Source organism: Leptolyngbya sp. FACHB-1624 (assembly GCF_047649235.1).
GTDB classification, from domain to species: Bacteria; Cyanobacteriota; Cyanobacteriia; order Leptolyngbyales; family Leptolyngbyaceae; genus Leptolyngbya; species Leptolyngbya boryana.
Genome location: NZ_CP180258.1, coordinates 4,165,907 through 4,187,138, shown reverse-complemented (window position 1 = coordinate 4,187,138; position 21,232 = coordinate 4,165,907). Strand labels below are relative to the sequence as shown.

Annotated in this window: 15 protein-coding genes; 6 read left to right on the top strand and 9 right to left on the bottom strand. The window is 46.4% G+C overall.

The window, feature by feature from the left end; translation table 11 throughout:
* Position 1: 1 nt before the first annotated feature.
* Genes ACMUEV_RS19815 through ACMUEV_RS19790 form a run of 6 tightly spaced genes read right to left on the bottom strand, consistent with a single transcriptional unit; the run spans position 2 to position 7,224 of the window.
* Positions 2–1,534 carry a hypothetical protein gene (locus tag ACMUEV_RS19815; RefSeq protein ID WP_190649453.1) on the bottom strand — a complete coding sequence of 511 codons (1,533 nt, stop codon included), beginning with the start codon at positions 1,532–1,534 and terminating at the stop codon, positions 2–4.
* An 8-nt stretch (positions 1,535–1,542) separates the two neighbouring features.
* Positions 1,543–2,649, bottom strand: coding sequence for a hypothetical protein (locus ACMUEV_RS19810; RefSeq protein ID WP_348251641.1), 1,107 nt, complete (start codon positions 2,647–2,649; stop codon positions 1,543–1,545).
* Between the two features lie 13 nt (positions 2,650–2,662).
* On the bottom strand, positions 2,663–3,526 hold the full coding sequence (locus ACMUEV_RS19805; RefSeq protein WP_190649450.1) for a hypothetical protein: 864 nt from the start codon (positions 3,524–3,526) through the stop codon (positions 2,663–2,665).
* 11 nt (positions 3,527–3,537) lie between these two features.
* Positions 3,538–6,324, bottom strand: coding sequence for a hypothetical protein (locus ACMUEV_RS19800; protein ID WP_190649448.1), 2,787 nt, complete (start codon positions 6,322–6,324; stop codon positions 3,538–3,540).
* Positions 6,321–6,662 carry a hypothetical protein gene (locus ACMUEV_RS19795; protein ID WP_190649446.1) on the bottom strand — a complete coding sequence of 114 codons (342 nt, stop codon included), beginning with the start codon at positions 6,660–6,662 and terminating at the stop codon, positions 6,321–6,323. The genes ACMUEV_RS19800 and ACMUEV_RS19795 overlap by 4 nt, the downstream gene beginning before the upstream one ends.
* A 4-nt stretch (positions 6,663–6,666) precedes the next feature.
* Positions 6,667–7,224: a hypothetical protein gene (locus ACMUEV_RS19790; protein ID WP_199329366.1), complete on the bottom strand. Its 558-nt coding sequence runs from the start codon at positions 7,222–7,224 to the stop codon at positions 6,667–6,669.
* Between the two features lie 230 nt (positions 7,225–7,454).
* Here ACMUEV_RS19790 and ACMUEV_RS19785 point away from each other — a divergent pair, with 230 nt between their 5' ends.
* The 4 genes from ACMUEV_RS19785 to ACMUEV_RS19770 are packed head-to-tail and all read left to right on the top strand — an operon-like array spanning position 7,455 to position 11,722.
* A complete protein-coding gene (locus ACMUEV_RS19785) occupies positions 7,455–8,192 on the top strand; it encodes a hypothetical protein (protein WP_190649443.1) in 738 nt (245 codons plus the stop codon).
* A 3-nt stretch (positions 8,193–8,195) separates the two neighbouring features.
* Entirely contained in the window at positions 8,196–9,746 is a 1,551-nt protein-coding gene (locus tag ACMUEV_RS19780) for a hypothetical protein (RefSeq protein ID WP_190649441.1), read from the top strand.
* 2 nt (positions 9,747–9,748) lie between these two features.
* Positions 9,749–10,201, top strand: a complete 453-nt coding sequence (locus ACMUEV_RS19775) for a hypothetical protein (RefSeq protein WP_190649439.1) — start codon at positions 9,749–9,751, stop codon at positions 10,199–10,201.
* A gap of 21 nt (positions 10,202–10,222) precedes the next feature.
* On the top strand, positions 10,223–11,722 hold the full coding sequence (locus tag ACMUEV_RS19770; RefSeq protein ID WP_190649420.1) for a helix-turn-helix domain-containing protein: 1,500 nt from the start codon (positions 10,223–10,225) through the stop codon (positions 11,720–11,722).
* Here ACMUEV_RS19770 and ACMUEV_RS19765 read toward each other — a convergent pair.
* From ACMUEV_RS19765 to ACMUEV_RS19755, 3 genes are all read right to left on the bottom strand, one after another.
* Positions 11,697–11,975 carry a GNAT family N-acetyltransferase gene (locus tag ACMUEV_RS19765; RefSeq protein WP_190649418.1) on the bottom strand — a complete coding sequence of 93 codons (279 nt, stop codon included), beginning with the start codon at positions 11,973–11,975 and terminating at the stop codon, positions 11,697–11,699. The two genes, ACMUEV_RS19770 and ACMUEV_RS19765, sit on opposite strands and share 26 nt — an antisense overlap.
* Before the next feature lie 95 nt (positions 11,976–12,070).
* The gene (locus ACMUEV_RS19760) at positions 12,071–12,700 is read right to left on the bottom strand and encodes a hypothetical protein (RefSeq protein ID WP_190649416.1); all 630 of its coding nucleotides are present in this window, start codon (positions 12,698–12,700) and stop codon (positions 12,071–12,073) included.
* A 55-nt stretch (positions 12,701–12,755) separates the two neighbouring features.
* Positions 12,756–19,061, bottom strand: a complete 6,306-nt coding sequence (locus ACMUEV_RS19755; protein WP_190649414.1) for an ATP-binding protein — start codon at positions 19,059–19,061, stop codon at positions 12,756–12,758.
* Between the two features lie 250 nt (positions 19,062–19,311).
* Between ACMUEV_RS19755 and ACMUEV_RS19750 the strand changes: the two genes are divergently transcribed.
* Positions 19,312–19,521, top strand: coding sequence for a hypothetical protein (locus ACMUEV_RS19750; protein WP_190649412.1), 210 nt, complete (start codon positions 19,312–19,314; stop codon positions 19,519–19,521).
* A gap of 481 nt (positions 19,522–20,002) precedes the next feature.
* Complete coding sequence (locus tag ACMUEV_RS19745; protein WP_190649410.1) at positions 20,003–21,214, top strand: hypothetical protein; 1,212 nt, start codon at positions 20,003–20,005, stop codon at positions 21,212–21,214.
* Positions 21,215–21,232: the final 18 nt, after the last annotated feature.

Sequence of the window (21,232 nt, the reverse complement as noted above, 5' to 3'; positions counted from 1 at the left end):
GTTATAACTCCGGGAGACGTTGGCGGTTAAGCTGTCGTTGCCGCTGATGTCGCATCGGCTCAGGCTGTTCAAGCGCTTCGGGAGCCAAATCCTGAGCCAAAGATTCTATTTCCGCGGATGGAATGGAACAGTGATTAATTTGAGGTGACTTGTTTTCAGACAACACTGCCGCAAAGACTAGCTCCCTATTCTTCGCGCTATGACCAATCATGGATTGTGTGCCATCGGCTTGGCGCTCTGTTACATCAAACTCATACTTCGGTTCTCCTTCCCCGTCTGTCCAAGCAAATGTGATGGCGCGATCACCAAACTGAACTTGTTGCTGAAAACTTTCGATCATCCGCAGTGCGATCGTATGATCAACAGTTGGTTGCTCGTCCACAAGCGCATCCAGTACGTCTAATCCTGAATTTTGTTCCTTTTGGAATGCCGCTATCACTTCAGATTGCTCCGTAACCTGCTGCTCTAACCGTATCATCATGGCTTCGAGTTGATCTAAGCGTTGTGAAAGCTGTTGCAAGTATTCTTCAATCTGATTCAGTTGCTCTTTGATCGCAGTTTGTCGATCCAGCTTGAGCGGTTGCAATGTTGAGAGCGATGAATCGAGCGTTTTAGATAGCTTGTTGGTCTGACGAGTGAGGACATTTGCTGCTTCTGTGAATGGTTCAGCAATTTCAGGCAGGTTTGCGGGTGCTTCAGGAGGTTCAGTCGCGACTTCTAATTCCTCAGCCCGATCGAACAACTGATCCAGCCGATTTGCTTGTTGAGTCGCAAAATGGGCAATCCGCTTGAGGCGCGATCGATATCTCTGATCCGGATTATCCAACGTTTTCATCAAAGCAAAGGCGACCGCCGCCGCACTTGTTGCAAACTGACTCGTTCCTCCTGCTAAATTGATGCCATCAATGCCAGCGCTATTACTTCTTGCCAATTCTTGACTCGCATAATTAGCAGTATCCAATACATTTGCAGTGACAGAATCAGGCGATTGCATTCTTGGTTGAACAGTGGAACCTCGTTGAGAACGAGATTGATCGGCAGTTTGAGTCCGTTGGGGAGTAATCGCTTCATCAATCAATCCCACTGAACTTAAAGTTTCATCGATCCTTGATAGCTCATCATCCTCTAAACCCATGTCTTCATCTAAGGTAGCTGCTTGCTCTAAACCCAGCACAGCAGAGAGGGAAGAGGGCGTGAAATAGTGATCCTCCACAGGTAAATTAATTCCAGCGGCTTTGAGGTTTTTCACTAGATAAGAGCCACTGGTGCGCTCATCGGGATATTGCTGCAAGTAGAACCGGAAACCGCACACTTCGCCATCCCGCTCACACAGTTCCATCCCGATCGGGGCTTTTCCGGTCGTCTGTGAAAACTGCTCAACGTGCGTTTTCACCTCTTCCCACGACGACAACTCACCGACCGGAGCGGCAGAGAGCGCTTTTGCCAGCGTATTGTAAACGTGCTTCAATCGTGCTGGATCGGTGAGATGAGCATAGGCATTGCGAGTTCGGCTTTTTCGCGTAGTGGCAACCATGAGTCCTCCTACATCCGGCGAATGACGAGGGACGTAACTGCACCCGTGAGATTAGAGAGTCCGTTAAACACTGCACCTCCTGAATTGTTCAAGGCGTTATAGAGCGCAATTCCACCACCACCGGAAACGAACGTAACCAAGACAGGCGCAAAGATAGCAATGAAAACAGGGAAAGCCAGGTCTGAGATGGCTTGGGCCTCCGCGATCACTAAAATTGACGCGACTAGCCCAACGAGCAGATTCCAACCGAGTTGCATCCCAAACAAGGACATAAAGCCAATGCCCCATGCCCAGATCGGTTTACTGCCGAGTGGAAGGACACTCAATGCCATTGCGATCGGAGCAAATAGAGCCGTGAGTAGCAATGCAGCTTCCAGCGCATTCAGAAACGCCCAAGTCAGTGCCCAAAGGAGTGTTTCGACCAGCTTGAGCAGGGGAACCGTAATAAATTCAGCGACATTGATGCCCTCGCCTCCGTTCAGAATGGCTTGAGCAAATCTCTGTAGCGAATTCAGTGTTCCTTGATTCGCCTGTTCTGCCGCACTCACAATCCGCTCTACCGCCTCTCGCTTCGCCGGATCATTCCAGCAGGCAATCAGTGCATCTCCGGTTTTATCTCGACATTCCAAGTAAATGGCTTCAATTTGGGTTCGACCTGCCTGTGACAGCGCTACATTAGAAATCGCTTGATTGAACGTCAATCCGCCTACTTGAATCTCTAGCACTTCACGAATCTGTACGGTCGCTACTTGACGCATCAGAAGAACGGTGTTTGCCAGTAGCTGACCGTTTCCAGATAAGAAAAACATGACGACTAGCGGATACACAAACATCGTGACCAGATCTGACCAAGATTGACGAGCGAGAATTTCCTTGCCTTCTTTGAGTGCTAGAAAGAGAATCGACACTGCCCCCAAGATCAAAGCAAATCGGACTAGTGCCAGCCACAACCCAACTTCTCCAGATGCCGCACTGGTTCTAAAAATCGTTTGCCACGCCTGATCCCAGGCACCAGAAGTGGCACGACTCAGTTCCAGCGTATTGATGATTGTATTTTCGGCAGTTCCAGCTTGATTACTGCCGGGGAGTTGTGCAAGTAGAGCAATCGTTAGCATCACACCCCGACTCCTACTCCCCTAAAGTAGAACTTAATACAGGAGGATTCGATTCTGCGCGAGAACGACGCTGTGAGGTTGTTTCGGCGGTTAGAGATTTGCTCCCTGGAAGATTGAGCCACGCGATTCCTTGTGTCACGGATCTTGCTGTTGCTTTTTCCGTTCTGCGATCGCTCACATTCCGCCCTAATGTTAACTCTGCAATCTGCGACTGCAACAACAGATCATGAGCACGATCGATCCGCGATTGTTCAGCCTCATCAAACAAAGCCGCATCAACCTCAGCTTGCTGTCCCAACTGAGCCGAGACATTTTGAAGAATCTGCTGAGTCACATCCAAACTTTGGGATTCATCTGCGAGAAACCGATTAGATTGAACGGCTTGGCTGACTCCATCTCGTTTTTGCTGACCTCGGATTTGAGCCTGTTCACTCAGTGTTGAGCCATAAGCTGTGCCCCGGCTTGCATTCCATTCTGAGGTGCGAGACAAATCGTTTCTGATGCTGAAGCTCGGTTCATTGCTTCGGTTTTCCAGAGCGGCTGCGAGTTGTGTCGGTGGTGCTTGGTCTTGATTGCCTTGAGTAATATTGGCAGTGAGTTGGGCTAGATCGGGAATGCCGAGGGATGCGATCGCAGAATCTAGCAATTGGTCGATCGTACCTTGTTCAACTCCAAAGAACTTGGCAATGTTTAACCAACGATTCGGAATCTGGCTACTGATATTGAAGCGATTTTGGAGCGGACCTGCAAAGCCATCAGTACTGATGGGTAGTCCACTCGCATCGGTTAATTGAGCATTCGCACGTTGAATTTGAAGCATGCTCAATGCTGCTGCAATCAGAACTGTGATGAGTAATTTTCGATTGAATGAACGCATTTTGATCTCCTTCAAATTTGAGTAAAACCGTTTCCTTCCTTCAGAGCAGCAACATAGATAGGGGTGAAAGCTGCTAAACCTCGAATTCTGCCGCTTTCTGTGATGGGAAATTGAGTGAGGGCGCGATCGCGGGCTGCCCGTTCGTCTTCTCCACTTGCCACCGTTGCCAATAGCATCTCTGCGGGGTAGTAGCGGCTATCCCAAAATCGTCCACTCCGCTCAATTAACCAGCAGGAATACAAACTCGATCGGCGCGGTAGATAGGCTTCTGAAGCATTGCGAACAATCGTTTCGAGCGGATAGCCAAGATATTGTTGAAACGAGGCACATGCGCTCTGGACTAACCTTCCAGTAATGCGGTAGGTCAAGTTTTGTAGAATCATTGCTCCAGCAGAACAGGCTGCGATCGTATCCGGGTCTTGCGACGACAGCAGAATCGAAATTCCATCTTTTCGAGCCGTCGCACAAAGTTCACCGACCACCTTGGCAAACCCATCTTTCTTCAGCAGTGTCGATAACTCATCGCCGACAAATAAGCTTTTTGGATGCGACAGCGCATTGCGAATACAAGCGCCATGCGCCACGATCGACAACGCGAGAGAATCAAAATCATTCGTCAGTCCCGTCAATGCGAAAAACTTCATGAACGGTTCTGGAGACACATTGCTGGGTCGCCCAATTGCATCGCCTAGAGGAGAAACCAGAATTGCCTGAAGTCGGGCACGAATTTGATTAATCGCTTGAGCATCGATCGCTTCAAAAGAGTTTAGATTTAGCCGCTCTTTCGAGACGAATCGTAGGAAATCATGCAGCGTTGGCATCTGCTGCCATTCCGAAGACTGCCAACCGAATTGGAATGCTAGATTGTACCGCTCGATAATATCAGTATCTTCGAGAAATACATCCAGGGTTTGCAGCAACAAGTCATCCACTCGCTGAGCAAGGTGTGGTTGATGCAGTTTGCCCATCACGATCGTATTGAGCGCTTGCCTCACAAACTCTCGCCAAGATTTGAGCCGAGAATCGAATTCGTCCCCTCGAAACGCTCTTAGATCAGGTGGCTGCAATAGATTGTCATGAGCAGTGCGGATGTCGATATATGCGCCACGCTCAGATCCCAATGCTTCCACTAATGTTTTGAAAGTTGATTCTCCTGCCGAAGTGGGCATATCCATTCCAACGATTGGGATGTTGCAGAGCAAGGCTCGAAAGATGAATTGCGATAACAAAACCGATTTTCCTGAACCGCTTTGTCCAGTTAGCAAAGCATGAACCGTTTGGCTCTCAAACAGATCAATATAAATCGGCTTGCCGCCTGCTGTGATGAACTCGATACCTTGCGAGTCTAAATCGCGTGGCACGGTGAGCGGTAGTACTCCAGCTACAGTTTCGTTATCGAGCGTTAGTCGTCGATCTTCCGTATCCAGCAGTCCGTTGAATTCTAGAAGCCGTTGGAGGGTAATCGGCAAGGTTTGTAACCAGACCTGCCAGCAGACATGGCGAGATCGCACCACATTCGCCGATCCAAAACTATGCGCCAATAGTTCGCAAGCCTGATCAAGTTCATCCGTTGTATTGCGCCAGACGGTGAACACAACCGCGACATGGAGTGCGATCGCGCCTTGGTAAAGCTTACGCTGAGCCTCAAAACTCTCTTCCGCTTTAACCTCTGCCCCAATATCTCGCCCTTGTCCCTGTGTGAGTGCGCGAGTCGATGCAGTACGAGATTGACGTGCAGTTCTGGCTAAGTTGTCATTGATTAGAAATCGGGACGCAGGCACAATCTCAACCCAAACTTCGGTATCACGAACATAAGGCTGAGACATTGCTTTCCATATCGCTGCGAGTTGCGTCCGCGTATTGAGCCATCCTTCTACAGCATCTTGCATCACCAATAGCCCACCAACGCGACGATTCACCCAAACACATTCGCGGTTTTGACGGTGTTCAGGGCAGGCAGATTGTCCTTGAGAGCCTTGAATCAGAATCGTGGTGGAATGTCGTTCTGAATGAGTAATTTCGACGAATTCTGTTCCTGAAATTGCAGGTTGCCAAACTAACAATTGAGGAATGGGCGGTGCAATCATGCGATTGAATTGCTGCCAAAGCCAGTTCCACAGTGCCTCAGCATTAAGCGGCGTAATTTCTAGTCCAGCTTTGGTGTTCAGTAACCTTTCCCAGTTCAGGAAAGCATCATGCCCATCATTCATCAGCTTGTGCAAGAACTGCTGCGACTGCTCGTGCTTCCCGCCTCGCATGGCATCTAGAAGATTTGTCATGCGTTGCGAGAGCTTACTAATCCAATCACTCCATCGGGCTTGACCAGTAGCATTGATTGTATATGTGCAAAAGATCAGCGAAGTCCACTGCCGTCGCGTTCCTTCGTGGGTGAGTTGTTGAATCCGCTTTTGCTCGGAGCGTCCAAGCACGATCGCTAAAGGAACAGTCGTTCTGCTAATCAATTGCTCTAAAGCGTACTGGCGCTGAGTGTCATCGGCAAAGCAACTGAAGTAAAACCGGAGCGATTCTCCGATCGCACATTCTTTCATTGCCTCTTCGAGTTGAGATGCGATCGCCATGACTTCTTCTCGCGTCAGTTCAGGATGCAAGCCTTGAAGCCTAAAGCCAAACACCAATTGCCACAGATTACCTCGATTCAGTAAATACGCACCAATATCGCGGTTATCTTTTAGCAATCGCACCATACAGCACAAATCTAAGCAGTTCTCAAATGGATAGAACTGCTGTTTTTGATCGCTTTGAGAGAGAATTGTCGTTGATTTGAGCTTATTTTTCATTTCCTTGCTGAGCATTTATTTCGGCAGCGAGCAGGTCGATGGAGCAAAGGGAGATAACGAACATAGCCCGTCATCCAATCGTGACCAGGGGGCGACTTAAAGCGATCGAGAAAGTGGTAAGCGCGTTTTCCAGTCAAGAGCCACCAGGTCGAGATTAGCCAAAGTGACATCGCAAAAAAGACTGCTAAACCCAAATTGAACAATTCCATCGTGACGAGCCAGGACGCAATCAGAATGCTAATCCAAGGCAAGATCTGATTGGCAGGAATCGGTCCAATACTCGGAATTTTGCCCAGAGCTTTGTTGACCTTGATAAACGTCTTGTCTGGATCTCTCATACAGTTAGCTTTCCGGGACGAAGATAGCAGTGATTACGTCCAGCCCCAGAACAATGCCAAAGGCTAATCCCACTTGGGTTGCGATCGGTCGCCAGTCATTGCCTTGTTGCGCCTGGTTATAGGCAAACAGAGCAGCAGCGGCAACCAAGAGAAGAAATACAGCCCGAATCACGTTGAATACAAGCGCGATCGCTTCTTCTGAAATTCCTTCTCCGCCGCCCGCACTTTCAGATGCAAGTTGAGTGATGAATTCTTCCATACCAGAGAGAAAGATCGCATGGGCAGGCATTACTGTACTAACCAGAAGTGCGATCGCACCAAACACGACCAGCAAACTGCGGGAGGAGGTTTTCCGTCGCCAGCCTTTACGGTAAGGCAAGCGATCGCAAATCCGACGAAACGAGCAAATGAGCAGGAGCAGCAGCGCAAACCATGCCATCAAAATCGGAGCCTTCCAGAGAAAGTAGCCTAACATCGCCGTCCAAGTGGTCAGCCACGGATAATCCTGCGCCGTAAAGCTGTAAACAGCGGTTCTAGAAGAGTGAGAACGAATCGGATACATAAATCAACCAGCGATACTGCTGGCTTATCTTGCACAGCAACTTAGAGTAATCGCCCCTGCTATTTGTCCAAAATTCCAGAACGTTGGAGGAACTCATGTTGAAGCGGCCAGGGAGGGTAAAACTTATGGTTACGATCGCTGCACTCCTCCCATCTAGCAGAGGACAAACGGCAGAGGACAACCAAACCAGAGACACTGGAAAATATGCCTGAACCGTACTATGTCTGGCTATGAGGCAAATTCGACGATTTCAGCCGCCGAGCCTGCTATCCGAAAGCAAGAATCTACTTCCACTTTGCTTTGCTGCATTGAGCTTCTTTGTAGGGATTCAAACGCTATTAATTCTATTTCTAAGTTGGCGCGTCAATACACTGGCAGAACGCAAGATAACCTTTGTGCAATTGGTCGATGGTCGTGCAGTTGCGATGCGTGAGGAGGCTGGAACCTACCGCACTGCTGAAACGATTAAGAATGTAGTGCGGCAATGGGCAACTCTTACTTGGAGTTGGGAAAGCAAGCTGCCTGGAACCAATCAGTCCGATAGGGGGCAGAAAGTTGGCAATCAAAAGCTAACAACAACCGCTTATCTCGCTTCTTTTTTGCTGAGTGGCAAACAGAAACCTGAAGGCTCTAGCTTTCGGGAAGAATCGAGGCGAATGATTTCAGAGTTAACGCCTGCGGGGGTCTTTAGTGGCAATGTACGATCAACAATTCTCATTCGCCACGTCTCAGAACCGAGAACGATCGCGCTTGGCAAATATGAAGTAGATCTGATCGCTACCCGTAATGTGGTTGAGCAATCCGGACAAATCGAAGAAATTCCGTTTAATCGCACCTTTACGCTAGAAGCGGTAGACATTCCGCGATCGCCGCTTGGCAAAACCGCAACGGAAGTTGAGCGCGTCATTTACAGCATTCGAGAAGCCGGACTCGAAATTACCGATATCAAGCCTTTTAACCCCAATTAGCCTATGTCTTCTCTCCAAAATAAAATTCGAGTCATTTCTACGCCGGAAACCGCCTCTGATTCAATTGATGCGACAGAAGCGGCTCAATTGGTCGGCTACAGCCCGAACGAAACCGAGAAGCTGATTGACGATCAATACAAACTGATTCAGGAAAACGAAGGTGGGGATACTCGTCCCAGTTATGAGCATCCGATCATTCGCTTTGCCAGTGTTGCCTTGCCTCTGGGGGCATTGGGCGGCGGTGCGTTAGGCATCTGGTTCCTTCTCTTTGCGCCTAAAAATAATCCGGCAGCAGAACCTGTGACTTCAGCTACACCAACCCCCAGTCTCGTTCCCAACGCGGAGGGAAGACTGAAAAGCCAACTCGCGTTTCAAGATCAGCAGACTTCTCTAGAGAAGGCAAAATCTACGACGCAAACGAAACCCAAGAAGTCACCCGCGAAACCGTCAACTCAAAAAGCGACTGAACCAAACCGATCTCCTCCGGTTCGACGCATTGCAAGCACTGAACCAGAGCCACCACGCAGAGTTTATTCTGTTTCGGCTCCAACTCCGGTAGTGACTCGCACAGTCGCAGCAACTCAAGCCGTTAAACCGCCTAAAGCACCTGATCCCTACACTCAGTGGAATACATTAGCAAAACTAGGACAGCAGCAAGCGGAGAAGATTACAGATTCAGCTACGTCCCAACGGACAGTAATTGCTTCTAATTCAACGATTCCAATGGTTCAAGTCGGTATGGAAGAAGCAGATGAAGCTGCAACAGAACGACCAGAAGTCGTGGTCAATCCAATGAGTACAGAGAATACAGTTCAAACTGATGCCGCAAGATCCAGATCAATCCCTTCTGAAGTAGCATCTCCAAGTTCAGTTAGGCAACCAGAATTTTCACCTTCCGATTTATCCAATCCGCCGATGCAAATTGCGATCGGAACTACAATTCCGGCAAAAGTTGTTGTTCCCGCAATTGCCACTGAGAGTAACCGAGAGCGTGCTTTAGTTGAGATTACAGAAGACGTACCTGCGATCGACAATCGAATCGCGTTACCTAAAGGGACGCTCATTGCAACTGAAATCGTCAAAGTTGATCCGCAGACGCATCTCGTTCATCAAAATGCAGTTGCAATCGTCTACAGAAATCGTCTCGGAAACATCCAACAGCAGCAACTGCCAGCAGGGAGTTTAGCGATACGTGGCAGGGATGGCACACCTTTAATCGCTCAAGCAAGCCAGAAATCAGAGGATCATACAGGACGAGATCTTCTAATCGCAACATTGAGCGGTGTCGCCAAAGCTAGCGAGGTGATCAATCTCCCTCAAGCAGAGAACGTAATCAGCAGCGATAGTTTTGGTAACACGCAAATTTCACGCCGCACGAATCGTCAGCCCGATCTGTTGGCAGCAGCGATCGAAGGTGTGCTGGAAACGACAGTCGATCTCCTAAAGCAACGAGCCGAGCAGCCCCCAACAGCCCGTCAAGCACCAATACTTACGATTCCAAAAGATCAACCCGTCTCACTGGTCTTCACATCCTTCTTTGAAATTCAGCGCTAACCATGAAGCCATTCTCAGTATTGTTCACCCTCAGCATTGTGCTGCTGGCTCCCGGTTTTGCTCAAGCTCATCCTCGCCCAATCAGAACAGTTGCGCCAATATCTCGTGCGATCGCAATCAAAGTTTGGGCTGGACGAATCACAGCGATCGACTTCAGCCGCACAAATCAGAAAATCAACAGCGTTGTCCTCGCCGATCCGTCCAGGCTGGTCTATACGCTGGATACTCCCATTACATCGGGTCAAGCTTCAACGCTTTTTCTGCGGCAAATTGAACCGCTGAAGTTTCCAGGTGTCACGTCTTCAAAACAAACCAATCTACTGATCAAAACGATCGATCCACAGGGCAAGCCGCAGCTTCATTCGTTTGAGATTGCTATTGCTACCGGAACGCCAGAATACAGCATTGTCGAAGCTTCTCGAACAGTACCACAGGGATGGATTCATCGCCGTTAACAATATCAGTCAATGGACATCATGACTCAAGCTTCTAACTATGCAAATCGGCGAGGACGCTACCCCGCTTTTTCCCGCCCAACGACGAGTCCAGATTTATTTCCGGATGGTTCAACAGATCGACTTGCTTCTAACCGCCTCATTTGGGAAAGTTGCAACATCTTGACGCAAGGCGAAGATTTGGGCTGGCTTCAGAATGATCAAGATTTACCGCACTACAAAAGCCTTGTAGCGAAAGGAAAAGGCTACATTTCATTCTGGCTTACAGAAGATCTTCACACTGACCACCCTGCGATCTTGGAAAGTGAAGCGGCGTTGGCACTGATTGAACAGTTCGATATTCGTGCAGCTTGTCTACATCTGATCTATGCAGCGCACGCCACTCAACTCGAACGCCCGTGGGAGCAATCCTTCGTCCTCAGTGATGTGCAACTCGAACACTACTTGGGGCTGAATCGCAATAAAAAGCTGAACAAGCAACAGAAGTTAGGGCAAATGTTGGAGTGGGCAAAGCAACCTTGCCGACTGTTGGTTTACATCTCCTATCCCTCTCAGGGTAAAGTGCCGATGTTCTCAGTCAGTCGAACTTGGCTTTGGGAGATTGCTGAACCGATCCTGCACTATCAAAACTGCTTCACGGATGCTCAAGGCAAGCCGATTGGCAGCAAAAAATTAGTGGGATTTACACTGAAAGTCCGATGTGGGCATTGGGCAGAGTACTTCTTGAATGAAGAGCGACAATGTAATGAGTTGGGTTACTACGAATGCGGCATTTTGTCGAAACAGATCTTGCATGACTTGATGGGGATGTGGCATCACCAGGAGGGAGCCGCTCGATTGATCACCTGGCTACTCTTCAAAACGAGGGTGAATCGGATTAGCCCAATCACGGTCGAGACTTTGATGAAAGTTGCTTTTGGAGAAGCAGACCTACAAGCGGCTCGAACGGATTCGCAAGAACGAAAAACCATTGTGCGGAAGTGGATTTGTGTTTTACGATCGCTCCTCGCCAAAGGTTGGCAGATTACCCCTGATGCGAAGACTTACCCAATGCAGTATTGGGTTGAGACACCAACGATAAAAGAATTAGAACAGATTCCAGATGATCCAGAAGATGCGATCGCATTTTGGACAGACGATGCAAACGCACCGAAGGACAAACAGTTAATTCATACCAAGCGACGGGTTCGCGGCAGCTTTGAGCATCTACTGACGGGGAGGCTCTGGATTAATCCCCCTGGCAACATCATGCATAAACTTGCCCCCGCTTCAAAAGTCGATCGAACATCTAGGTCTAAATCAAAGAAAGCTGCTGACTCACCTAAGCTGTCAACTTCCCAAATAATCCAGTCTGGGCATCAGTTGAAGCAATTCAGAATTGCAAAAGGGTGGAGTCAGGCTGAGCTAGCAGAGCAACTCGATCGCAGCGTCAGTTGGGTCAAGATGGTAGAAAGTGGTAAACGGCAACTTCAATCGATTGATCAAAGTAAACTGCTTAATGAGACGCAACCACAGGCTTAATAAAACAGACAACTCGTTCAACTTCTTCAAATCCAATATGCGTATGAAATTCATAGCTCTCTGTGTTTTCGAGCAGCGCATCTGAAGCCAATTGCATACACCCTTGTTCAATCGCCCATTGTTCAGCATGTTGAATCAGGGCTTTTCCAAGACCTTGCTTACGGTAATTTTCTTTGACGTATATTCCCTCGATGTAGGCAACTGGACTTTGGGTTGCGCCCGGAACGTAATCATGACGTAGCGAAAGATTCATGAATGCGATCAATGCGATCGCAGACGTTATTCGTCACCTATGCGACCCGTCACCGCCCAACCTTAACGAAGTCACTTTGCCAATGCCACGCAGTGTTAGGAATCTGTACTGAAATCTCCATCTGAGATATTCTCAAGATGCTCAGTCAGTTCATCACGCAGTAACCCGCTAAGCTCCATCAACATATTGAGCTTCTCAATCCTTGAACTCAGTTCACGACGTTTTTGTTCACGGACTTCTTCCTCAGCGTTGTCTTCTTGGGATTCTCTAACAAGCCGAATAACTATAGAAACATCATTTTTATCATCAGAAATACCAGTAGCATTTTCAAGCCAAGCAATAGTTTCTTCATCTACTGCATTACAAGCGGCTTCCCTAAGTGCAAAATCGATTAGAACACGTGCTGCACGATCAACACCAAGCGCGATATTTACCCATGTTTGAACTTTATCCGTTTCAGACTCAGTTTCCTCATTCCCCTTGTTCACGTTCGCTTGAGGACGGGAATCATCAAAATAGTAGGGTTGTGTATTTTCTGGATCGAGTCTGTTCAGAGCCTTAAAAATTGACTCAAAACTCTTAAAGGGATATCGACCGTTCGGTAACGATGATCGACGCTCCCAAAGTTTTAGAATCGTCTCAAAGCATCGCTGTTCCGCTTCAGATTTCTCATTGCCTGTCGTAGTTTCTGCGATCGCAATTTGTTCAGTAATATAGTGTGCCATCCATCTCGAGAGCGTATCAACTCCAGGTTCGAGACTAAGCTCTTGGACAAGAGCCTTACCTAAGCTGATAGCACGTGCCTGTATCCCTAAGTTTACCGTCTGCTGAGAAGATATAAACTTTACTATTTGCGGCTGGGTGTTCTCCGTCATTATCGCTCCTAGTGTAATATGACGATCTGCGCAAACGACGCTCGATTTGTACTTCGATAATAAGTTCGCGCTTAAGAGTAGCGCAGAGTTGCTTTAGAAACTCCAATGATGCACTCATTCGTATTCCGTGTTTAGGTGGTTCTTCTTTATCTTCGCTTTTAGGTGTGGTCCAAAGTTTACAAACGAGTGATTCTTCCATCCTACCTGCCATAGACCATTTTCGTTGTTCTAAATCTACAGAAAGTCCAAGTTGCTTAATGATTGAAGCGCCGATTCTATAAGGTGGATAATCAATTTCACCTGCATGGGGGTCAGCAGCATCAAGCCCCCCATCTTGAGAACCTCTACAAATCCATCCCTGTAGTTCAAAGGGAGGTTCGTTAAACTCCATCTCTTCTTCCTCATAGGCAGGAAGTTTAAAGTTATATGGGTTCAGGCAGGTACTCAATGCATTTAATAACGATTCAGAGGCTATTTGGGCAACAAGCGCACTTGTAATGTAAAAGCTTTCCTGTCTTCCGCTATCGCTATCACTCCAAGATCCACGAATATTTAACCAAGTTTCTCCTTTGTAATTGGTTAGTAGACCATCGAGAAAATCATCGGGCTTGATGTCCCGATGCCAATTCTCAGTTAGCTTCTCTGATAACCAGGCACGTCGCTCTAGTGGAGGCGGATCTCGTCTGTCAGCTAACCATCGACCATCAGAACGAGTCAAGGTATGGCGTTGAAACCAATTAGTCCATTCGTCTTCGCACCAGCTATCGCTATGAACGACAGGCATTTCTAATAACAACTTTGCAGCAACAGCTAACATCGCATGGTAGGAAATATAAAAGCCATAGTCATCAGTACGAGGATAGCTTCCATGACTGTGCCGTGTTTCGCGTTCAGTCTGATAAGAATTCCATAGATTAGAACGAGGATCGCGAATGAAATCATCGCCTATCGTAATACTCCATTCTTTCAGGACAACTTCACGTGCCAGTTCTTCGACTTGTCGTCCTGAAATACCAAATACTCTACCAAGTGGTTCAAACCAGTACCGATCGAAGTCCCAGCCAAAGTGAAGCTTCAGATTGCAATCAACTTCACCTCTAGTGTGCCAAGGAGTTTCTTGAAAGTTTTCTCTATATCCGTCAATCTCTTTAACTGGCATTTGACTAGTGCCTACAGCGCGCAACATATCAACGACATTGCTTTCGTAAGTTTTTGGAAAAGCAGCTTCAATAGATAAAGCAATCTCAGCTGCAAATTTCTGGATGAGTGCGTGGGGTGAGCCATCAAGTGCATGATGTTTAAAGAGCAGGTGATGATGGCGTAACAGTTCAGGATTGTCTATAGATATACGTGCTAAAGCTATCAATAAATACAATCGCGCATGAAGATTATAAAAAGGAAAAGTACGACTTCCAAAAGCATGGACACAGTCTCGCCTCATCCACTCAACGAAGGAATTGAGTTCTTGTCCACAACCTGCTTCTGCTAGTCTTCGGACGCAATGTACAGCTTGCCATCGCACGCTAGAACGAGGTGAACCTAATGCTGCCCAAACAAAGCCTGTAAATGCATCTGAAATATTATGTGGAGGAAGTAGCCAACTATCCCAAGGACCATCCCCATAATCCTGATTAATATGCATTTCAAACCGGAAGAGTGCAAACTCAAGCAAGTCTCTAGCTTCTTGAGGTGAAATAAATGATGACACGACTTCAGAAAACCCAAAAAGCGTGCTTGCATCTACTAAATTAAAAGAGTCTGACAATCCTTGAACGATACCTTCATAAATCAAAGGTAATTCACTATCGCTTACTTTAATTCCTCTAATAAAGTCATCACGTATGTAATAATTTGTGAGTTTACAAGCAAAACGTCGAGCAATTTGTACAAGGAATCTAGACCATGATTTCCTAACACTTATTTTTTGACGATAGCTATCTGGAAAGTTATATAAGGCATATCTGATATCATATAAATCAGCATTTTCAGCATCTACAAGTGCCTGTAGAAAATCACTAGCTTTGTGTTCAGGGATCTGCTTAATTATCTCCTTCCAGAAAGCTTCTGAAGAGCGTGGATGAGGCAAAGCATCAAATCGATCTATTGCAGTACTTAATTCTGTGCTTTTGGTTAGGTCAAGAGCATTAAAAATCTCCTTCAGCTCAACCGCTTGTGTTTTTCTATCAATGCCTTCGTATTCCTGTTTCTGATCATTTATCTGGAACGTTGATTTTATCTGCTTTTGTTCAGCATCAAATTTTTGAATTTGATGAATCTCCGTATTTTCTAAAGAAAATTTTTCAGAAACTCTGTTAAGGGACTGCCAATTATTTTCTGAGGAATCATTTAGTCTAAGATCTCGAAAAGCAGTATCCAAGATGTATTGACGACGAGTTTTGTCAGATTCAGTTTCTATACAAAGCACTGCAAACTCGTCAAACCGATACTGCCAAGAAAATGCAGATAGCGACCAACCAACTGATGGTGCAATCACTTTGGAACGCACAACCTCAGAAGCTAAAGCAGGGAGTTGACGTTCAAACCATCCGACATCTCGATCGCGCCAGCGGCTCAAGGCAGCAAAAGCTGACACAGGACATAACTTTGCACAAACTTGAACAGCTTCATTGCGATTCCAATGTTTTTCCCGAGCTACGTTATCACCCACTAACTCAGCACAACGAATGAAGCGGTAGGCAAGTTCTGGAAAAGACCCTTCACCCTCAGCAGATCGCTTTGCCATAGCGACAACAGCTTCCCATCTCTCAACTAATTCATCTCCAAATTTTGAGACTGCCTCGATTGCACAATTAAAATAAGCTGCTGCATCCGTAGGACTAATGGGCAGCACAGCCCTGGCAAGATCAATATAGTAGTTAGCTGTTGCCTCAGGACCTTCATCTGAGACAGATGCTACTCTTTCATAGCAAGATTGCTCAAGTTGGTTTCTAATCGGCGAAAGATGTTCCAGACGGTAGGCAGCCCGAACTGCCCTTAAATGAGCTACGAGGGAGAGACTGTACTCGCTGTCGAAAATCTTATCAGGGCTGATCTCTTTATCAGTGGTATCGCAAGCCTTCATGAAGGATAAACTCTCAAAACGAACACGAGCAATCTCGAAAGGCAGACGGTCATGTTGTCTATATCTTTGCGATCGTGCCTTCTTTGAACGCTCATTAGCTTCCTGAAAAGCTAATTTAATGTTTTCCTTTTTACCAAGTAAAGCACGACAGCGAATCAAATACCACGGTAGTAACCCTCCAACAACTTGTTTGAATTCCTCTATATTTTGGCTCCTTTGATAGTTCTTTTTGTCTTCATCTTTAAGTAGCCTCTCTGGTATTAGGACTTCGAGGTCAGGAGCGAAATTGCCTAAGATTGTTGCTCTTAAAGCAGTTCCTCGAAGAAAGAGGGACCTTTCACCATCCTGATAATCATTACTAACTAGTCCAGATGCTCTTTGAGGAAGATAGTGATTTAGAATCCGCAAGATTTTAGTTTGGGAGAGTTCTAGCGCAGAACCTGCTTCTAGAAATGAAACAATCGCTGATGTAAATGGCTGTTCACGCCAATTTTGAGTAGCTTTAGGGATACGAACTCGTTTGTGGGCTAACAAATCTAGACATATTTGCATCGCATCAATAGGAGGAAACTTACCCACTGCTATTAGTTCATCTGCGACAGCTATCATCAAGTATTGGTTGCGACACCCGAGATACGAGATCTCATTCACAGTCATGAAATCTCCTGCATCAACAAGACGTTTGATAAGTAATCGTGTAATGTGGAACACAACCTCTGGCGGCTGCCAACTCAAAATAAAATCAACTAACCTCTCTGTCCCATAAAGAAGAAAATGGGCAGTTGCCATTTCCATGATGTCAGCGTCCGTGAGATGCTCCTCGCTGTGTGGCTGCTCTTTGTTATTCTTGTGCTCCTCGAAATACAAACTCAACCAGTTGCCAGCCGCTCTTAAAAAGCCTCTAGCTTCCCCCTTAAACTCAGCGATAGAAGATAGAAGTGAAGCAGAATATACATTCTCTGATCCGTTCCAACTACTACGTAGCTGTCGTCGAAATGCTAATTCTTGAACTCTTTGCTGAGATTGCAATGGTGCGATCAAATCCACATTCTGCTTAAGAAGTTCAAGTTGCCGCTTGTCACCTGCAACTTCTTCTCCTGCTCGTAAAGCCAGTTTTGCTGCATCAGCGTATCTCTTCTGTTTCAAGGCTGCTTTAAGAGCAAACTGCAAACGATACACTCGAACATTCCGTTCGTCGATTGGATTGTCTTCAGGCAGTAAATTATCAGAGAGTGCCAAACCAATAAGTTGGTCGTAGTTCCCAGATTGTAATAATAGGGAAGGTAGAGCTTGAGCAACGTAGGCGAACTCAGATGCTAGAGGCTTAAGGCGAGTAACATACCCCTCAATCTGCTCCATTGATGCAGAAAATTTTGCTCGAAACCAAGTTTCTGTTGGCTCATCTCGGAATTGAACTGAGTTTTCAGATATCCAAAGAGGTCGCCCTAGATCGGCAACAAAACTTACGACTGTAGAAGCTTCAATCTCCGCAGCAGTAGCAAGTACTTGAATTGGGATAAATGGAGTTAAATTTGCAAGACCTAGACATATCCTATCAATATACTGCTGAAAGTCATGAGGTAGTTTATCCTTGATCCTAGAAATAGCTGACTCAAGCTGTGCCGCAATCTGTTCATCAACTGTGGTCACTGAAGGTCCAAGATCAGATAGAACATCAGCGACGTCATTGTGATTTATGCTTAGCGCATTTGCCTGTACTCGTGGATTTCCACCAGTTAAGCGATGAAACTCAACCCCGTCAATATTAGCTGCATCTGGAAAATGTTCTCGCAGATGAGCCAGAGTCTCTATTTCGCTGAAAGGAAGTAGTTCAAGCTGCTGAACTGTACTCAAGGGTTGGAGAAGATTAACTCGCTCAGTTCTACATAGTGCAACGATTCGGACTCCCTCCGGTGGCTCTTCACGTAATAATTGATGAACAAAACAAGATTCACCAAATTCCTTTGCAGCCATCTCCGCGTTATCTGCTGCATCAATTAAGATCACTAAAACAGCATCTCGGTTGATTGTACGTAGGGCTTTAGCGGCCTTATCTAATCGTAATAAAAATGCTCTTAGAATCGCAGAATAATCATTAGATTGCGATATCAGAAGTTCGCATAAACCATGTAATGCAATTTCATTTGCGATTTGTATAAGGGCATCACGGTGACGATGCCGAGGTTCGCTTCCATTGCGGTATTTTCCAGAGCCAAAGCAGTCATATACAATTCCTAACGAACCAGCAGGCAAAGACTGTGTAATTTGGCGGGCAAAGACAGATTTACCTACGCCTCCATTCGCATGAATAATTAAAGGCGTAGAAGATTCAAGAATATTACTAACTAGAATTTCATGTTGCTCCCGCTTGATGTAGTCCTTAGACTTCTCAATCTCTGGAGGTGCAGGGAATAAATCTCTGTCAGATGTGATATGAAACAGTCTTAGGATCTCTTCGCGAACGATCTCACCATTACTGCCTGGTAGTGCTTTTTCTTGTACAAGAGCAACCACACTATCAATCTCAGCACTAGCAACAGCTCCAGCTAAAAGTTCTGAAATTTCAGCGTGTAACTGGTGCCTCTGTGCAATGTAATCGCCCTCTCCATCAATCAATTCTAAAGAGACACAAAAGCGCCGAAGTTTTTCGTCTTTGAGTTGCGTGTATTTCTCGATCGTCCTCTGAAATTGTTTGTCAGTTTGCTCTCCATCTCTAATAGCGAGAACACCTGCTTTAAACGAATTAGCAATCTGCCGATTAGTAACGATTGAGAATCTTACAGATTTGCTTCGATGTGCATCACCATCTTCATTAAAGAGAGCAGAAAACCGTTCTGAAAATCCCTCGATCGTATCCTTTAGATCACTTAAGTTGAAGGGTTCATTCACTCTTTGAGTTGAATGTTTTAGCTGAAAGTATGTAATGTCCTCACAAGATTCTTCTGCATTTTCAGCATACTCAGCAACATCAATCACATACTCTCCAGCAACTGCATTCTCCCTTGAACCCTCAATTACTATGTGTTTAATTGGAGATTTTGGATGAAGCATTCTTAAGCAGCGACGTGCTGCCCATCGGTAGTGAAATACATCACCTGCTCTTGAGTATCTGACTAGTTCGTTATCCATGCATCAATCATAATCGATCAAAAGCAACAAGATTTACAGCAATTCCGAATCGAATGAGGTGCGCTAATGAGGGCTAAAAAGCTTATAAATCAGGGGATTGAGTGTACCTCGTGTCAGCAGGAACCGCTATATGTATGACTACTATTTGGATATTTGGACTGAAATTTTCCACCTAAGATCCCATTTTTGGGAACTCAGTCTGAAGCTTTCTGCCTAAGTCCGAATCGAGCAACTTAGCCCGACACGATTTTTGCATAATACCCCTCGACAGGGATCTGAGCCAGAAAATTTCCGTATTTCTTCCAAAGGCAATCTCAACCTGAAAAAGACATTGAAGGTGCGATCGAGGCTCCCTGCATGGATGCAATACGGAACCAGTCCAACCGAAATCATCTTGGCGCTCGTGATCGTGATCACATCGCTGGCTGGCATGATTGGCGCGATCGCACTGCTGGTATAAGTTCCCGTGCCCGTCATGAGATCGAACTCATCTCAACCCAAGCAATAGCTCATTTTTAGGGTGCAAGAAAAGGCTGAGATCAGAGCATTTCAAGGTTTTCTGCACCCTAAAATCGTGCTTACAGATCCACGAAAATACCCCTCACCCTACTTCAGTGTCACAATCTTACCTGTCAGTAAATCCATTGCAGTGCAAAGCAATCGTCGCTAGAGGAATGTTAAAAAATACCCCTCACCTATTCCAGAAATACCCCTCACCTATCTCAAAATTAACTCCCACTCTGTCTTAAAGTTACAAAAAAATTCCTGCATCTCTTCCCCTATCAGTGTTGCAAAAAATGGTCACAAGTCTGATTCTTCTGATCAGATTGATCGCACCCTGGTTCAAAGTCCAATTTGTGACCACTGCTAGGCTATGACGGAATTCGATGCAGTCGAGGTAGTCTATCGTTCACACAACGTCACAGCGATCGTTTCAATTTGTGGAAGAGGACAACGAGTTTCTCAGCCTCTTCCCGCATCGCTATGACTTTATCTGGGCAGCACATACCGCAGCCAACGCCAAAGTCGAATGGCAAACGGAAACGCGCTACCCACTAAGCGATCGCATCATTCAACAGGGTTCTTCCCTGTACGGCGTTCGCTTCGGCTCCCAAACTCAGTACTTTCTGCTCGATATCGACATCAATAGCCCCTACCATCCCAATCAAGACCCATTCGCTATTCCTTCGATTGTGGAAGCTGTGGAACCGTTAGGAATCGTTCGCTATATCGGTTGCATATCGAGCTACAGCGGGGGCTTACATCTGTACTTTCCGTTTCAGCAAATCCAGGATTCTTGGAAGATTGCGATCGCGCTCACCACCCTGCTCGAAAACGCTGGCTTCAAACTGCATCCTGGACACCTCGAACTCTTCCCCAATCCCAAACCCTACAGCACTGAGCCGAGCTTATTCAATGCTCACCGCTTACCATTGCAAATCGGTTCATATCTCGTGAATCAGGACTTTCAACCGATTTGGAGTAGCCATGATCGCTTCGTCGAGCAATGGAAATTCGCTCAAGCTCGAAACGACTTGGATACTGATGTTCTCAGGCGAATTCTCAAACAATTGAAGCGACCACCTTTCCAGTTTTCTGGCAAGGCAGATAAATTCCTGAGCGACTTAAATGCTGAAATCGAAGCAGGCTGGACAGACTACGGGCAAACTAACCGTCTGCTCGGTCGAATTGCGATGCGGACTTACATCTTCCACCATGTTCTCTTCGGCGGCAAACCACTAGAAGGACAAGCTTTGATTGATGAAATTGTGGCAGTGGCGAGAGCACTCCCTGGTTACTCAGAATGGTGCCGTCATCAGCATGAGATCAAACATCGTGCAGCAGAATGGGCAAGGTGTATCGAAAACAGTCGCTATTTTCACTATGGCGAACGAGCAAAGAAAACCAATGTAGAAACCCCATCGACTTGGAATCAGCAACAATTGGAAAATGCCAGAGTTCGGATTCGAGATGCGATCACAGATTTAATAGAACAAGATATTTTAGCAACTGGAGCAACTGCTCGATTTCAGCAATTGCTTCAATTCGGCATTGGTGGCAGTACTCTGTATCGTCATCGAGATTTATGGCATCCGGCTCATCTCACCGACCTCCCCCAGACCCCTCTAGCTTCAAATCGAACTGCCCGTTAGATTGCAATGGAGGAGCAT

What these genes read in the sequence shown, in the direction of transcription:
- ACMUEV_RS19755 (WP_190649414.1), bottom strand. Translation starts at nt 19,061, where the DNA reads ATGGATAACGAACTAGTCAGATACTCAAGAGCAGGTGATGTATTTCAC.
- ACMUEV_RS19795 (WP_190649446.1), bottom strand. Translation starts at nt 6,662, where the DNA reads ATGAGAGATCCAGACAAGACGTTTATCAAGGTCAACAAAGCTCTGGGC.
- ACMUEV_RS19780 (WP_190649441.1), top strand. Translation starts at nt 8,196, where the DNA reads ATGTCTTCTCTCCAAAATAAAATTCGAGTCATTTCTACGCCGGAAACC.
- ACMUEV_RS19790 (WP_199329366.1), bottom strand. Translation starts at nt 7,224, where the DNA reads ATGTATCCGATTCGTTCTCACTCTTCTAGAACCGCTGTTTACAGCTTT.
- ACMUEV_RS19770 (WP_190649420.1), top strand. Translation starts at nt 10,223, where the DNA reads ATGACTCAAGCTTCTAACTATGCAAATCGGCGAGGACGCTACCCCGCT.
- ACMUEV_RS19765 (WP_190649418.1), bottom strand. Translation starts at nt 11,975, where the DNA reads ATGAATCTTTCGCTACGTCATGATTACGTTCCGGGCGCAACCCAAAGT.
- ACMUEV_RS19785 (WP_190649443.1), top strand. Translation starts at nt 7,455, where the DNA reads ATGAGGCAAATTCGACGATTTCAGCCGCCGAGCCTGCTATCCGAAAGC.
- ACMUEV_RS19800 (WP_190649448.1), bottom strand. Translation starts at nt 6,324, where the DNA reads ATGAAAAATAAGCTCAAATCAACGACAATTCTCTCTCAAAGCGATCAA.
- ACMUEV_RS19805 (WP_190649450.1), bottom strand. Translation starts at nt 3,526, where the DNA reads ATGCGTTCATTCAATCGAAAATTACTCATCACAGTTCTGATTGCAGCA.
- ACMUEV_RS19815 (WP_190649453.1), bottom strand. Translation starts at nt 1,534, where the DNA reads ATGGTTGCCACTACGCGAAAAAGCCGAACTCGCAATGCCTATGCTCAT.
- ACMUEV_RS19810 (WP_348251641.1), bottom strand. Translation starts at nt 2,649, where the DNA reads ATGCTAACGATTGCTCTACTTGCACAACTCCCCGGCAGTAATCAAGCT.
- ACMUEV_RS19775 (WP_190649439.1), top strand. Translation starts at nt 9,749, where the DNA reads ATGAAGCCATTCTCAGTATTGTTCACCCTCAGCATTGTGCTGCTGGCT.
- ACMUEV_RS19760 (WP_190649416.1), bottom strand. Translation starts at nt 12,700, where the DNA reads ATGGCACACTATATTACTGAACAAATTGCGATCGCAGAAACTACGACA.